General features: G+C 54.1%; 11 protein-coding genes. 5 read left to right on the forward strand and 6 right to left on the reverse strand.

Annotation, left to right across the window (positions count from 1 at the left end; translation table 11 throughout):
- Window positions 1–379 precede the first annotated feature (379 nt).
- Complete coding sequence (locus tag J7380_RS10215) at window positions 380–1024, forward strand: sugar transferase (protein WP_348539093.1); 645 nt, start codon at window positions 380–382, stop codon at window positions 1022–1024.
- An 81-nt stretch (window positions 1025–1105) separates the two neighbouring features.
- Window positions 1106–3232, forward strand: a complete 2127-nt coding sequence (locus J7380_RS10220) for a polysaccharide biosynthesis tyrosine autokinase (RefSeq protein ID WP_209195628.1) — start codon at window positions 1106–1108, stop codon at window positions 3230–3232.
- Between the two features lie 78 nt (window positions 3233–3310).
- Here the strand turns inward: J7380_RS10220 and J7380_RS10225 are convergent, their stop codons facing one another.
- On the reverse strand, window positions 3311–3577 hold the full coding sequence (locus J7380_RS10225) for a hypothetical protein (RefSeq protein WP_209195629.1): 267 nt from the start codon (window positions 3575–3577) through the stop codon (window positions 3311–3313).
- A 380-nt stretch (window positions 3578–3957) separates the two neighbouring features.
- Between J7380_RS10225 and J7380_RS10230 the strand changes: the two genes are divergently transcribed.
- The 3 genes from J7380_RS10230 to J7380_RS10240 are packed head-to-tail and all read left to right on the forward strand — an operon-like array spanning window position 3958 to window position 8037.
- Window positions 3958–5994, forward strand: a complete 2037-nt coding sequence (locus J7380_RS10230) for a YjbH domain-containing protein (protein ID WP_247742474.1) — start codon at window positions 3958–3960, stop codon at window positions 5992–5994.
- Window positions 5991–6632, forward strand: coding sequence for a YjbF family lipoprotein (locus J7380_RS10235; protein WP_209195631.1), 642 nt, complete (start codon window positions 5991–5993; stop codon window positions 6630–6632). The genes J7380_RS10230 and J7380_RS10235 overlap by 4 nt, the downstream gene beginning before the upstream one ends.
- A gap of 25 nt (window positions 6633–6657) precedes the next feature.
- A complete protein-coding gene (locus J7380_RS10240; RefSeq protein WP_209195632.1) occupies window positions 6658–8037 on the forward strand; it encodes a polysaccharide biosynthesis/export family protein in 1380 nt (459 codons plus the stop codon).
- A 73-nt stretch (window positions 8038–8110) separates the two neighbouring features.
- Here the strand turns inward: J7380_RS10240 and J7380_RS10245 are convergent, their stop codons facing one another.
- The 5 genes from J7380_RS10245 to J7380_RS10265 all read right to left on the reverse strand — a co-directional run bounded on the left by J7380_RS10245 (window position 8111) and on the right by J7380_RS10265 (window position 12924).
- A complete protein-coding gene (locus J7380_RS10245) occupies window positions 8111–8380 on the reverse strand; it encodes a hypothetical protein (RefSeq protein WP_209195633.1) in 270 nt (89 codons plus the stop codon).
- Between the two features lie 97 nt (window positions 8381–8477).
- On the reverse strand, window positions 8478–9149 hold the full coding sequence (locus tag J7380_RS10250; RefSeq protein WP_247742475.1) for a metallophosphoesterase family protein: 672 nt from the start codon (window positions 9147–9149) through the stop codon (window positions 8478–8480).
- Between the two features lie 843 nt (window positions 9150–9992).
- Window positions 9993–10631: a hypothetical protein gene (locus J7380_RS10255; RefSeq protein ID WP_209195635.1), complete on the reverse strand. Its 639-nt coding sequence runs from the start codon at window positions 10629–10631 to the stop codon at window positions 9993–9995.
- A 1-nt stretch (window position 10632) separates the two neighbouring features.
- Window positions 10633–11172 (reverse strand): TadE family protein, encoded by a 540-nt coding sequence (locus J7380_RS10260; RefSeq protein WP_209195636.1) that lies wholly within the window; start codon window positions 11170–11172, stop codon window positions 10633–10635.
- 93 nt (window positions 11173–11265) lie between these two features.
- Window positions 11266–12924, reverse strand: a complete 1659-nt coding sequence (locus tag J7380_RS10265; protein ID WP_209195637.1) for a pilus assembly protein TadG-related protein — start codon at window positions 12922–12924, stop codon at window positions 11266–11268.
- Window positions 12925–13906: the final 982 nt, after the last annotated feature.

Consider the following 13906-nt stretch of genomic DNA (forward strand, 5'->3'; position numbering starts at 1 on the left):
ATGGTGGCAGACGTCACAACCGGAACAGTCCATGTGTTCCCGTGACCTCAACGCGTCATCGCCAAGATGGTTTATGAACTTTGTTGACTTTGGCTTATGTCACCGCACGGCACTTAAACAACTTGAGGTCACGCCACTATAAGTTGCAAAACTGTACCTGCCTGATTTCCTAATTTTGACCTATGCCTGTGTGCTGAGCGACGAACGCCAGATCTGGCAAAAACTACTTAAAGTTTATTTATGCTGTTAACCATCTATTAATAGGTGTTTGCGCAAATCCTGACTTATCGCACCCTTTTTATCGAGGGGTATTCGTTCAAGGATCAGGACAGAAAAAATGTTGGATTTTTCGTCCCTAGCGCCAGTACAAGGCGATCCCATTGACCAGCATGACTCGCACGTGGTCGCGCAGGGTCTGTACACCGTCTTTGGGAAACGCGCGTTCGACATCGCATTAGCCCTGGTACTTCTGCCTCTCGTTGCGCCTGTTATCGCTGTCCTTTGGTGCCTTGTCCGCCTTGACGGTGGACCCGGCTTCTTTGGCCATACACGCGTCGGACATAACTCTAAGCTCTTCACATGCTGGAAGATTCGGACGATGGTCGTCAACGCGGAAGGCCACCTTCGCGCCTTACTCAAGGCGAACCCAGAAGCCGCTGACGAATGGGAGCGCGACCGGAAACTGACCAATGACCCAAGGATAAACCGGCTTGGTCATATCCTGCGGAAGACCAGCTTGGACGAGCTTCCACAAATCCTGAACGTCTTGAAGGGCGAGATGAGTTTCGTCGGTCCTCGCCCTGTGGTGGCGGCCGAGTTGATAAAATACGGCAGTGCGGCATCGTCTTATCTGGCTCAGAAACCGGGTATCACTGGCCTATGGCAAGTCTCTGGCCGGAATGATCTTAGTTATGACGAACGGGTCAAAATGGACGTGGTTTACCTTGCGCATTGCAGCTTTGCGACCGACTTGAAAATACTTTCTCTCACCGCTTCGGCGGTGGTTTTCGGGACAGGGCGCTAGTAGCTTTCATCTTTCCCTGAAAGGTCATACGAAGAAGGCTCACACACCTTATACGTGCATCAACAGAGCAAAACGCCCGAAATGAAGCAAACTCCGATCCACAAAATACCGTTCCCCGCTAGCGGCACCGTGGAAGAACGCCTCGATAGCGGCGTGACCGACCTCAACGCACTGGCTCAAACCCTGTGGCGTGGCAAGTGGTCAATTTTTCTCGTCACAGTTGCCGCAATTTTGGTGGGTGCGTTCTACGCTTTTGTCGTGGCCGTCCCTGTATACAGGTCCACAGCGGTTGTGATGTTAGAGACGGATCAAACCAGCGTTGTTGATCTGCAAAGCGTCGTTGGGGGGCTTGGCGGCGAAACTGTCGAGGTCAATTCCGAGCTTGAAGTCCTTAAGTCTCGTGGACTGATGGGAACAGTAGTCGACCATCTGAACCTTGTCGCCGACCCAGAGTTCAACACTCAGCTTCAGCCAAAGACCGCGTTTGATCGGTTGAAATTGCTATTGGTGCCGTCGACAAACGATGGCCCAGCATCGCCACCATTTTCGGACGAACTGGCAAAACATGTTATGCGGGACGACGTGATCTCGGCCCTGCTTCGGGCAACTGCCATCCGGAATGTTCCGCAAACTCTGGTCTTCGAGGTCACTGTCGAAACAAAAACAGCGCAAAAGTCAGCGCTGATCGCGGATACGATCGTCGAACTTTACGTCCTGAACCAAATCGACGTGAAGTTTCAAGCGACCGAACAAGCCACTGGATGGTTGACCGATCGTTTGGCCGAGCTGCAGGTCGATCTGGAAACGGCCGAGGCGAAAGTAAACGCCTTTAGCTCTGAAACATCTTTGATCTCGCCCGAAGCCCTGCAGCTACAGAAAGTTCAGCTGAAAGATCTTCGTGAACGCCGGAAAAGCGCCGAGATGACGCGCGCTGTGGCGCAGGCTCGGTATGATGCCCTGATGGCCGCTCCGGACCGGACCGCCCGCGTCCAGGCTGCTCAGGACCCTCAGCTGGCGCAGCTTTACGCTCAAATTGAAAATTCTGGCACACAGGCGTTTGACACGGCGTTTCAGCGCCTGATGACCCGAACTGAGCGTGACATTAACCGAGCTGCGCATCAGGTGGAGGCTTTGGCTCGGTCGTCTGAGGACTTGAGCGCGCAGATCGCGCAACGCAGCGCCGACCTGATCTCCCTGCAACAACTGACGCGCGAAGCCGAGGCAGTTCGGTTGTTGTACGAATACTTCCTCGCCCGCTTGAAAGAGACTTCGGCGCAAGAGGGTATTCAGAAGGCCGACAGCCGCCAATTATCTCGCGGTGTGATCCCAAGCGATCCATCCAAACCACAGAAACCCCTGATACTGATCCTGTCGGCAGTCTTGGGCGCAATGCTGGGGATTGCCCTCGTTCTGCTGAACGAAGCCCGGCGCGCGGGTTATCGGTCAGCGCAGGAGGTCGAGCGTCAGACCGGCTATAGTGTTTTGGGTCAAATTCCCGTTTTTCCCGCACGTGGTCGGCGCAAAGTGCTGGAATATCTGGCCGCTAAACCTTCGTCCGCGACCGCCGAGGCGGTTCGAAACCTTCGTACCTCGCTTATGCTGTCAAATGTAGATCGCCCGCCTCAGGTTATCGTCATGACGTCCTCGTTGCCGAGCGAAGGCAAGACAACCAACGCGCTGGCGTTGGCTCAGAACCTTGTCGGGATCGGTAAGAAAGTGCTTCTGGTCGAGGGAGACATAAGGCGGCAGACCATGACCGCACAATTAAAAGGCGCACCCAAAGCCGGCATCGTTTCGGTTCTTTCGGGAATCTTGACCGCGCAGCAAGCGATCTTTCAAGATCCTCTTGTTGGTTGTGACATCCTTGCTGGCGAGAAAACTTCGGCAAATGCTGCAGATCTGTTTGCCTCGGAACGGTTCCGTCAATTTCTGGACGGCATGCGCGCGGTTTACGACATTATCCTGATCGATACACCGCCAACCTTATTGGTATCAGACGCGCGACTGATTGCACGAAATGCAGATGCTGTTCTTTTGACGGTCAAGTGGAACACGACAACCGAACAGGACGTGCAGGAAACATTGCGCCTGTTCCATACGGACAACCAACGCATTACCGGCATTGTTCTGGGCCAGATCAATACACGTAAAGCAAAACACTATGGCTACTCTTATGGTGGATATGGCAACGCATACTACAGCAACTGAGCTCGGCTTTTCACGCCAAGAAATCGCCGAACCTAAGACAGACACCAATCCCTGTACCACCAAATAAAGGCCAAGCCTTTAATTCGTAGTGCTCACTGTGCTTGTAGTGCTGTTGGTCGATCCTCCGCCACCGCCTGCAGCGGCCAACCCAGCGGCCGCGGCAACCACGCCAAGCGCTGGCGCAACAAGCGGAACAAACCCGGTGACACCTGCTGCTGCCGCAGCCTCTGCTGCGCCGCCCGCGACAGTGCCTCCGTTTTGGGCCGTTGTTGAGGCATCAGGCGCCTCTTGTGCGAAAACCCCTGTGGTTGAAATTGTGAAAACAAAAAGGGTCGCTCTGATCATCGTCAATCTCCTAAGGATAGTGCTACTCCGGCTTCATGACGTGACCGGAATGGCAAGAACAGTTTAGACGAAACTACATCGGCATTTCTTCCATAAAAATAATAATTTTCAAGTAATTATTTCAATTCTATTAATATTTGAAAGCCACGAACACCTTTCGTTCTGACACCATTTTGGATGCCAAATATCTGAGTGATAGCTTGTTTCTTATGCAAAAAAACAACACGCTATACGTGCATAACGTTTGGCTGCGTTTACACAAGACGTGGCATTTAAAATCCTTTAACCAAAGGCTAATCTACAAGCGAAAAGCAAACGTGATACAACGAGCGGTCTCTTTCAGGCAACGAATTGTCCTGGCGTTAATCTGTGTATTCATGATGACGAGCGCGCACGCGCAGAGTGTCTCGACCTATGGAACACCGGGCCTGATCGAGATCCCGACCGCCGAAATGTTTGACGATGGGGCATTGGTTTTTACCGCCGCCGGATTCCGAAAAACCGGGCGCGGTACGATGACATTCCAGCTTTTGCCATGGATCCACGGAAGTTTTCGATATTCCGTTCTGGATGATTTCAACATTGATGGGTCTTCCACATTTTACGACCGCAGCTTTGACATCCATTTCCGGCTTCGGGAAGAAACGAAAAACGGACCAACCGTCGTCGTAGGTCTGCGCGATTTCGGCGGTACAGGAATTTACGCGGCCGAGTATTTTGTTGCCACAAAAACAGTGCGGGACCGTTTCAAACTGACCGGTGGCATTGGTTGGGGTCGTTTGGCCGGACGGGGTGCTTTCTCGAACCCATTGGGGGTGTTTTCTGACAGGCTGGACACACGACCCCCTAGGGAAAGCGGCGGCATTGGTAGCACGGGACAGTTGGACACAGGAAACTGGTTTCAAGGCGATGCCGCCCTGTTCGGCGGTGCAAGCTGGGCTTTTAATGATCGCCTGACCTTGATGGCCGAGTATTCTCCTGACCTTTACACCGAAGAACATGAGCGTACCGGGTTTACCGTTAAAACTCCGATCAATCTTGGCGCGCAATATCGGTTTCGAAATGGAACACAACTGACGGCGTCGGTTTTATATGGCACCACATTTGGGCTGACCTACAGCTATTTTATTGACCCCCGGAGATCCGTGACTCCGGGGGGGCAAGGCGCGTCCCCACCGCCGCTGTTGCCCCCAAGCCAGGTCGCTGACAAAGCCAAGCAGGGCGACATCCGCACCCGGCTGCAGACTGCGCTCAGTCAGGAAGGCTTGCGCCTTGTATACCTGTCAGAGACCCCTGAAACCGTTCGTGTCGGGGTTGAGAACGCCACTTACGGGCAGGCCGCTCAGGCCTTGGGACGCACGGCCCGTGTTCTGGCAAACGAGCAACCGCCTCAAACCCAGCATTTCGACATTGCGCTTATGTCCAATGGAGTGCCACTTAGCGCGGTTCGCGTAAATCGCAGCGATCTTTATGAGCTTGAGAACGACCCCGACAACGCATGGCGCAGTTTTGCCCGGTCTCAGGTTTCAGATACGATCCCGTTGGTACAGGGGGGTGTTCTGACAGATGCGTTTCCCCATTTCTCCTACCGGTTCGGTCCATACCTGAACTTTTCGTTCTTTGATCCCGATGAGCCGCTGCGCTACGAAGTCGGCGCGGCATTGGGACTGGATTATACCCTGTCGCCCGGGTTCACGCTGTCGACTGAACTGCGTCAACCGATCATTGGAACACTGGATGACAGCACGCGTGTATCGGACTCGACGCTGCCCAGGGTGCGATCGGATTGGGCAATCTATGCGCGCGAATCCGATACCCGCATCGAACACATGACGGCTGAGTACATGTGGCGTCCAGCCAAGAACTTCTTTGCCAGGGCGACGATGGGGTATCTCGAGACCATGTTCGGCGGCGTGTCGACGGAACTGCTGTGGTACCCTGTGAAAAGCCGCCTCGCCCTAGGGGTCGAAGCGAATTACGTAGCCCAACGCGACTTTGATGTGCTGTTCGGCTTTCAGGATTACAGCGTCGCCACCGGACATGTCTCGGCCTATTATGACCTGCCGGGCGACTACCATGCACAGGTCGATGTCGGGCGATATCTGGCAGGTGACTACGGCGCGACGTTTGCACTGGATCGCGAGTTCACCAATGGCTTCAAGGTTGGGGCCTTTTTCACTTTGACAACTGTTGGGTTCAGTGAGTTCGGCGAAGGGTCTTTCGACAAAGGTATCCGTCTGGAAGTTCCCGTCAGTTGGCTGACTGGACGTCCGTCGCGAAACAAGATCGCCCAGACGATCCGCCCTGTGCTGCGCGATGGCGGTGCGCGGCTGAATGTTCGTAACCGACTGTACGGTGTCACCCGCGAGGCCCGCGCGCAGCGTTTGTCCCGCGGATGGGGGAGGTTCTGGCGATGAAAATACGGCACGTCTTCGTTCTTGGCCTCTTGCTGGTCTCTTGCGGTGAGGCGCAAGAGGATTTCGATCTGCTCAAAGGCGCGCTGCAACCCAACGCGCCACGGTTTCATCCGCGTGCCGACACCCTGGCGTCTCTCCGCCCGATTCCGCCCCGGCTTGAAGTTGGATTTCCCTCCCGAGATCTGGCGGGGGTGATGCTGCTTGAGACCGAGCGGGACGGGGTGCAATCCTGGCTGACGGCAGATGGGGCGGCTATCACTTTGGACCACGGCATGCTGACTTCGGCAAAGGGTTTTGGGAGCGGCATGTCCAGCTCTGACGTGCGCCAAAGCGCGGCGCTGATCCTTGAAGGCCGAGAGGGGCAGGCAAAGCGGTTCCACAGTTTTCTCAACGGAAATGATGAAATCGAACTGCACGCCTATGTTTGCCAGATTACCAACCTAGGCCCCGAAACTGTCCTGCTGCGCGGCAACCCCGTGGCCACGACGAAGCTGCAGGAAAATTGTTTTGGGATCGAGGATACGTTCACCAACACCTACTGGGTTCAAAACAGCGCGCAACGGGTCGTTCAATCCTTGCAATGGACCGGCAATTTTCTGGGCAACATGTTCATCAAACTGGTGCCCGATGACACGTAAGATTTTCAATAGCAAAGGACACATCATGCCCAAGATACACTTTTTTCTAAGCGTGCTGACCGTGATCGGTCTGACGGCAGGATGTTCAACGATCTACCGCAGCCCTTCTGTAACGGCTGGCATTTCGGACAGTGGCAGCGTGCGCGTCGTACCGTTAACACCGGAAACCGTCCTGGTCGCAAACCGCTCGACCTATGCGCCCAAGACACTGCCGTCGGTCTTTAAGGCTTCGGCCGGGTCTGGCGCGGGCACCAGCCAACGCGGGATCGGGCCTCTGCCGGATGCGCCATCAACTCAGGAAGGTTCGCGCGCAGGGTTGCGGCTGGATCCTCCACCGCAGGTCAACCCCGGTGCCTATACGATCGGAATCGGCGATGTACTGGTGCTGTCCACCCCATCGACACAGGGCAGCGCAGGCGAGTTGTCCGGCCTTCTGGCGGCGCAGAACAGTCGCAACGGATACACCGTGCAAGATGACGGCTCGATCAACATCCCAGATGTCGGGCGGGTGCGTCTGCTGGGCCTGACCGTGGACGAAGCAGAAGCTGTTGTGTTCCAAAGGCTGGTCGAAAACCAGATCGACCCAACATTCAGTCTGGAAATCGCCGAGTTCACCTCGCGCCGCGTGTCGATTGGTGGTGCGGTCGGAAAACCCGGTGTCCAGTCGATCACGCTTAATCCCTTGACTCTGGGCGAGGCGCTGGCCGCCGCAGGCTCGGTCTCGGTCAGTGATATCGACAACAGCTCGGTACGAGTTTACCGGGATGGGCAGATGTACCAGATCCCGCTAGAGGACCTTTACGCTCGTACCGATCTACAGAACCTGAACTTGATCGCGGATGACTCGGTCTTTGTTGACACGGACTACGATCTGGACCGCGCCGAACGGTATTTCGCACAACAAATTCAACTGCGTGAAACGGTTCTGGAGGGACGACGCACATCGTTGCAAGAACTGTCCACCGCCGTCGACCTACGCCGGGACGAGCTGAACGAAAGGCGCGACAGCTTTATCCAATCCGTCGAGCTGGACGCCGTGGATCGCGACTACGTTTACCTGAGTGGAGAAGTACGCACTCAGGGGCGTTATGCCCTGCCGTTCAATCATCGCGCAACTCTGGCCGATGCGCTGTTTGACACTGGCGGCGGGGTCGCCAAGGAAACAGGCGACGCATCCGAGGTTTACGTGCTGCGCGCTTCTCGGGATGTGCGCGAATTTGGTGCTGTCACCGCCTGGCATCTCGATACGCGCAATGCGGCGCATCTGACTCTGGCTGCCCAGTTCGAGCTTCGAAACAACGACGTTATTTTTATCGCCGAGAACCCGGTTACACGGTGGAGCAGAACAATCAGCCAGATCACTCCATCGCTGATCACGACCCCGATTGTTGCTGCGTCAAATTAGGGATTTTGCAGCCGAGTCCATCGGCAGGGCTCGGCTCGTTTATCGACGCCTTTGGGCGCGTTCGAACCGCCGCTTACCCCAGCAGCATCGCGTGAATACCCGATGCCGTGGTTCCGGTCGCGTGAACCTTGGATACGCCCACAGGCAGGATCGAAAAGTCGGCCATTTTCACAGTACGGTTTTCGCCCTGTACCGTCGTCACAACCACAGTACCGCCGGTTTCGACATACAAGCCAATTGCCACGGCCGCCAGATCGGCGCTGTCAGAGGGTATTACGGGTGCAATATCACGGGCAGGACCGGCCAGGCCGGAGGCACGGTTGTTAAAAGGATTCGTTGTCATGGATCAGATCTCGCTGTGTTTGTCAGTTTGCGAGACCCTAAGAACAGGCCGTTAACGAGCTCACAGCAGTGCGCCCGTTGCCCACTAGGTCACGCGGTCAGCTTTCCAGGAATCTTGGCTCGGTCCCATCCAGGCATACCGCGCTCAGCTGGCCTGTTGCGAAAGCCCCGGTATCTATCGCGATACGCCCGCGTTCTGCCTTCGCTTTTGGGACGATCGTGTGCCCATGAACCACCCACATCCCGTCACGTCTGTCCTTTTTATCGAAATCAGGATGGCCCCAAATCAATGCTTTGTCAGACTGCTCATCAAGCGCACGGTTCGGATCGGCACCGGCGTGTGTGACCAGTACAGTCCCAGTCAAGAACCGATTATGCAGGGCGGCCAGCCAGGAACAAAGCGGCTGTCCCATGGCAAACTGCAACCGGTCGCGGCTGGCCTGCAGGTCGTCTCCGCTCATTTCCGGTCGAACACCTGATATGCCGAACGAGGCCAAAGTCTGCAATCCGCCATACCGAAGCCAGCGGGGACCATGGCGTTTAGGGTCCTGCAGGAACCTCAACAGCATCTCTTCGTGATTGCCCATCAAGCACGTAATGTCGGTACGCGCGCTGAGTAGCTTTAGCACCTCGGCGCTATGCTCGCCGCGGTCGATATAGTCACCGACCAAAACCAATCGGTGATCGTCTGGAACTTTCGCCAGAAGGTGCTCTAACTGCGATATACAACCGTGGACATCACCGATGACGCAGATCGGTTCCGCCGGCATTGGGGTCGCAAATTCAGCGCGCCTGAAACGTCCAATCAGGGATGTCAGAGTTTGCAATGGGCCGCACAAACCAAAGAGGTGAAGATTGGGCATAGTAGTATCGCGGCGACCCAACCGCTACAAGCGGTCCAGTGTCAGGCCGGTCGGCAGGGCGGCACACCCATGCGTATCAGCTCGGCACCTTTGATCTTGTGCACGCCATGAATTCTGTTGCGTCCAGTCTCCATAAACCATGATCGCAAAGGTTCGGGGTAATATGCCGCCATGACTTGGCTAAAGTAGTCAAAATCCTCTTTCGACAACCGGCGCCCTCCGCGTGAAGGACCATGGAATCCGAAAACCGTGCGTGGTTCAACGCACGTACCGGGCAAGCCCAAAAACATTGTACAGGTCGAAAAACATACACGCCCGCGAATTTCGATCTGAACCCCATGTCTTTGAAGATTCTCCAGCTCGACAATGCGATCGTGTAAATATCCACCCCGATCATTACCAACTACGAAGGAGTTAAACGTTTCCGCCAAACTGACCGTCGGCAGACACAGCAAGCCAACCCAAGCAAGACACATGACCAGACCGGCACGACACCGGTTGGTTTTGTGACCTTCCACCCGTAGTTTCGCTCGGCAGCTCCACATCCCTTTTCTCCAACCCGATGAAACACGGGTTCAGAGCTAGTCGGCAGCAGGACCGTAGAGGTGCAGGGCATGTGTTGAAAATGTGTTTTAAATCAAAGATTTATATTTACTTCACTGAAAATTTTAGCGGCCTTGGAAATTACTACAGGACTTCGTTTAAGCCGAGTGGCCGAGGTACAGTCGTCGGTGGCATCCGGGCTTTGAATTAGTTGTTAAAACAATCCCGGATAATCTGGTTACCGTCCGTATCTATGGCGCCCGTATCGAACTTAATTTGCGGTGCCAAACGCGGGCGAGTGAAGGCGATCGAATCAAAGGTTTGGGCTGAGATAATCAAATCGCCAAACCAAGGGGTATAGTCCAGAAACGCCTCGGTCATGAGTAACGTGTCACCCTCAGCAAAAAGCGGGATCCGGTCCGCGTAGAAGATCATCTGCGCATTAGTAAGATCCGTCAGCCCGTCGGTCGACTCGGACCAACAGAATTCCAGAACACGCTGCGCCTGATCCGCGCAATCAGCCGTACACTCGACCGTCGACATCCTTAGTTCGGTTGGATAGCTGTTGTTTGTCAGAAACCTGTAAATGCTGTCCATACCGTCGAAATAGCTTGAATCGATGAAATTGTCTTCCCGGCTGACCATGTCAGATACGGTATAGGCTGCCTTAGACTGCAGATACGTAACCCGTATCGCATCCTGCACAACGATTCCTCCGGCCGTCAAAAAGATCAGAAACGGTAACACCATTCCCATCTCGACAAGCGCAGCACCGCTTGTATCTGCTTTAAAGCGGGCAACAGCGCCAGACACAGCGCGGAAATAACTCTTCAACTGGTTAAACATGTCAGAAAGGCTCGTTCACAAAGGCTGATTTGGACACAAGGGCGAAATTCCCGAACTCGTCATACCGCGGCAGCGATCGCAGCGCGTTGATCGGGGGAAACAATGAGCCCTGAATCAGGCAGGCTCGCGCCACCATCAACTGGTTCTCGATTCCAGTACTGAAATCAATTGGCGGCATATAACCGTCTTCCGGTGTCGTATCGATGCAATTGGTTTGACCCAGATCCAAGTCCCACACAGATCTTTCTACCTCGCGCACCTGCAGCAACAGGTTGTCCGAACAATTCCAAAGGATGAAACGCGCCAGGGGTTTGGCACACATAGCATCTTTGACCTTTTCGTGATCCGGATCGGGAATCAATCCGAGGCGTAGCTCGCGAAAAGTCTGGTCCGTCACACGATCCAGCGAGATCTGACGCATCTTCAGAAAGCTGAACTCAAGCGTCATATAGCAGATCAACAAAAGCAGCGGTAAGCAGAACGCATATTCGACAAGCACCGCGCCCGCTTCGTTCTTACGCCAATTTCGAAGTCTGGTCATAAAGCCGCTGTTCGCATCGGATTCTGGTTGTTGCGATACGGGCATATTTTTGTCGTTACGAATGGTAGTCATGATCAAAACCCTCCGCCCTCGTTACTGTGTCAATCGCAAGCGGTTGATCTGCCGCGCGATCGACTCAAAGGCCGAGGCGATATCAAGGCTATTCACGTCATAGAAAAAGGCGGGGGACGAGGCACAGTCCAAAAGAGTGGCATCGCCCTGCGCATAGGTATCCATGCCGATGGTAAAGATAGTGATACCACTGTCCTTGGCGGCCTGACAGATCGCAGAGGTACGAGGGTTCTTCGTCGTGTTCAGAGTTGATGCGACGATCCGGTTATAGTGGTTGTTGGCCGATCGCCGGGTATCCGCTGGCGCAAGTATATCGATTACAAATCGACGTACTGGCATGGCTGCCCAGACCTCTGGCCAAGTCAAACGGACGGCTCCTCCGCCTGGCGACGTGCTCCAGAAGTTGCCCGGGACGTGATAGTAATCAAATGGCCCGCGACGATTCCTGAAATAGGCGTACCTGTTCGTTCCCGGCACATTGAATACCGGCGAATTGCCACTGCGAAACGGAGGTTTGATGTCGTAGCTCTGCGTATTCTCACCATCTGACATCACGATCAGATATTTTACCGTATTGGCGCTGGTGAAGTCATCAGGAACGTTTCGTGCAGCCGGAGCGGCCAAATATTCAAACCCGGCAGTTCCTGACAAGGATGACAAAACCGGTCTTAACGACGGATCCAGCATGGCTGCACCCCATTTCGTCGCCATTTCAATCGAAGTGAAACCGTAAGGCTGCATCGCTCGGATACGCGCCTTAAGAACTTCGGGATCCTCCGCCCATGGAACAATGTCTCGTACAGCAGAGTCAGTTGGACAAACTGCGCCAAACTGAGTGACATCGCTGCCAAGCCCTCGGGCGTCATGGTGCGCTGTTCTGGACAGGGTTGTATCCGTAGGGATGGCTGTCGTTTGGTAGTCGGAAGCGTTGCTGAAAGTCACGCAGTTCGAAGTGGAATGCTCGGAACTGACGGTGAAGTTGCTAAGCAATGCTTCACCGACGGAAACCTGGGTTGCAAATGGAACGAGTGAAATCGTTGTGTTACCTGGCTGACCCGGGCGGGGCTGGACAGCGTCTACGAATGCTTGGGCTGCTGGAATCAACAAATCCATCCGGGACGGCGAGGCAGCTGGCCCGCTGGTAGCCCCTGGCGCCCATGACATCGAACCGGAATTGTCCAGGGCGACTGCAATTTCCAGATCCTGGCGCGACTCTGTTGCGGCGCCAACAACGGGTACATCCCATGATTCCCAACCCACCACTTGTGTTAGATAAGCCGGAACTTCTTCGCCCGCGGTAATTCTTACCGTCCGTTCGGTTGGCGTGTTTACTATCGAGACATTCTGCAGGTTGGCAGCAAGCCCTGCTTTTTCGAAAAAATCTTCGACCAGATCTTCAGGATCCAAAACCTGCTCAAGGTCCGCCGAAGCGAGGCTGGCCGCATCCGTCGTATTCTGCAGTTTGACCCGAACATTCTCGGTCAATGCAAGCTCCAGCGCAAAACCAATAAAGGCAAGCATCGGGATGATCATCATGGCAACCAAAACCAGAACCGCACCGTCGGACTCGCTACGGAAACGGGTCATCAGTCCACGTGCATCATCGCTAGATTGCTGGCTTCGCTTTATCGAAAGGAAGACCGATTTTCCTTCGGTCAAATCTTCAAAATCTGTACCCATCTGAACAACTCATAACTGGTGGAACCGCGAACAATTTGAAAAAGCAGTTAGTAACTTACACCAAAATGAATTCAAAATGAACTGGAAATGAACCAATTTTGTCAATTTTGGGACACATTCTTTCAATCGGATATCTTGTGCCGCGGTCACACGTGTGAACCGGAGGCTGCGTCATATCCGGTGAGACGAGTACTCGGGAATGCTATCGTAACGGTATGCGTTTCACATTAATTTATTTCATTTCATTAACTTACAATGCTTCTGTGCACGCGTCACTTTTACGAAATACCCAACCTAATTGTTTGGCTTAATCGATTAGGGGCACGGAAACCTAGTGTCTCACGCTTTCAGCGACACGTCGTTCAGCGCTGACGACGATCACTTTTGAACATGAATTGTGAACCACAAACCAGTTATTCACTTATTGTTTCCAGCTAGCTGGGAGTTCATCGTTTGGCACTCAGTGATTAATCGATTCTGAGACCTCTAACCCTGAGTCGTTACGGCAGGATTCCGGTTGCTGATCCTAACCGGATATCACATCGATAACCCGACTCGCTCGGTTCGGTCGCGCGAGTTGTTTCGAACAGAGAGAGAATCCTTATGCATGCGTCAACGAGCTATGCAGTTTCAACAGTTTGACCGTGCTGACAGCACTGACGATGCAGCCGCGTTGGTTGTCATATTAGAAAGATTTGGACTTAGGAGAGTGTCAGCGCCACTGGACGTAAGACGCTGCAGTTTGTTCCACAGCGTAGCACCGTTGTAGCACCATGCTCCAACAGGCCAAACGTGCAAAGCGCCCTTTGGGGCGCTAAGTGTTTGTTATCTGGCTGGTATTATTGGTTGCGGGAGTAGGATTTGGATCTACGACCTTCAGGTTATGAGCCTGACGAGGTGAAGACGTAAAGCACTTGATCCAGTGGATCAATTGTAGTCTGAACGGGCTGCTTTGGGTTTTCCGACACTGGTTGCGGGAGTA

The sequence above is a fragment of the Ruegeria sp. R8_1 genome, assembly GCF_017743815.1.
GTDB lineage: Bacteria > Pseudomonadota > Alphaproteobacteria > Rhodobacterales > Rhodobacteraceae > Ruegeria > Ruegeria lacuscaerulensis_A.

Coding starts and splice junctions, on each gene's coding strand:
- J7380_RS10230 (WP_247742474.1), top strand. CDS start 3,958: ATGACGAGCGCGCACGCGCAGAGTGTCTCGACCTATGGAACACCGGGC.
- J7380_RS10245 (WP_209195633.1), bottom strand. CDS start 8,380: ATGACAACGAATCCTTTTAACAACCGTGCCTCCGGCCTGGCCGGTCCT.
- J7380_RS10265 (WP_209195637.1), bottom strand. CDS start 12,924: ATGGGTACAGATTTTGAAGATTTGACCGAAGGAAAATCGGTCTTCCTT.
- J7380_RS10220 (WP_209195628.1), top strand. CDS start 1,106: ATGAAGCAAACTCCGATCCACAAAATACCGTTCCCCGCTAGCGGCACC.
- J7380_RS10260 (WP_209195636.1), bottom strand. CDS start 11,172: ATGACCAGACTTCGAAATTGGCGTAAGAACGAAGCGGGCGCGGTGCTT.
- J7380_RS10240 (WP_209195632.1), top strand. CDS start 6,658: ATGCCCAAGATACACTTTTTTCTAAGCGTGCTGACCGTGATCGGTCTG.
- J7380_RS10225 (WP_209195629.1), bottom strand. CDS start 3,577: ATGATCAGAGCGACCCTTTTTGTTTTCACAATTTCAACCACAGGGGTT.
- J7380_RS10250 (WP_247742475.1), bottom strand. CDS start 9,149: ATGCCGGCGGAACCGATCTGCGTCATCGGTGATGTCCACGGTTGTATA.
- J7380_RS10235 (WP_209195631.1), top strand. CDS start 5,991: ATGAAAATACGGCACGTCTTCGTTCTTGGCCTCTTGCTGGTCTCTTGC.
- J7380_RS10255 (WP_209195635.1), bottom strand. CDS start 10,631: ATGTTTAACCAGTTGAAGAGTTATTTCCGCGCTGTGTCTGGCGCTGTT.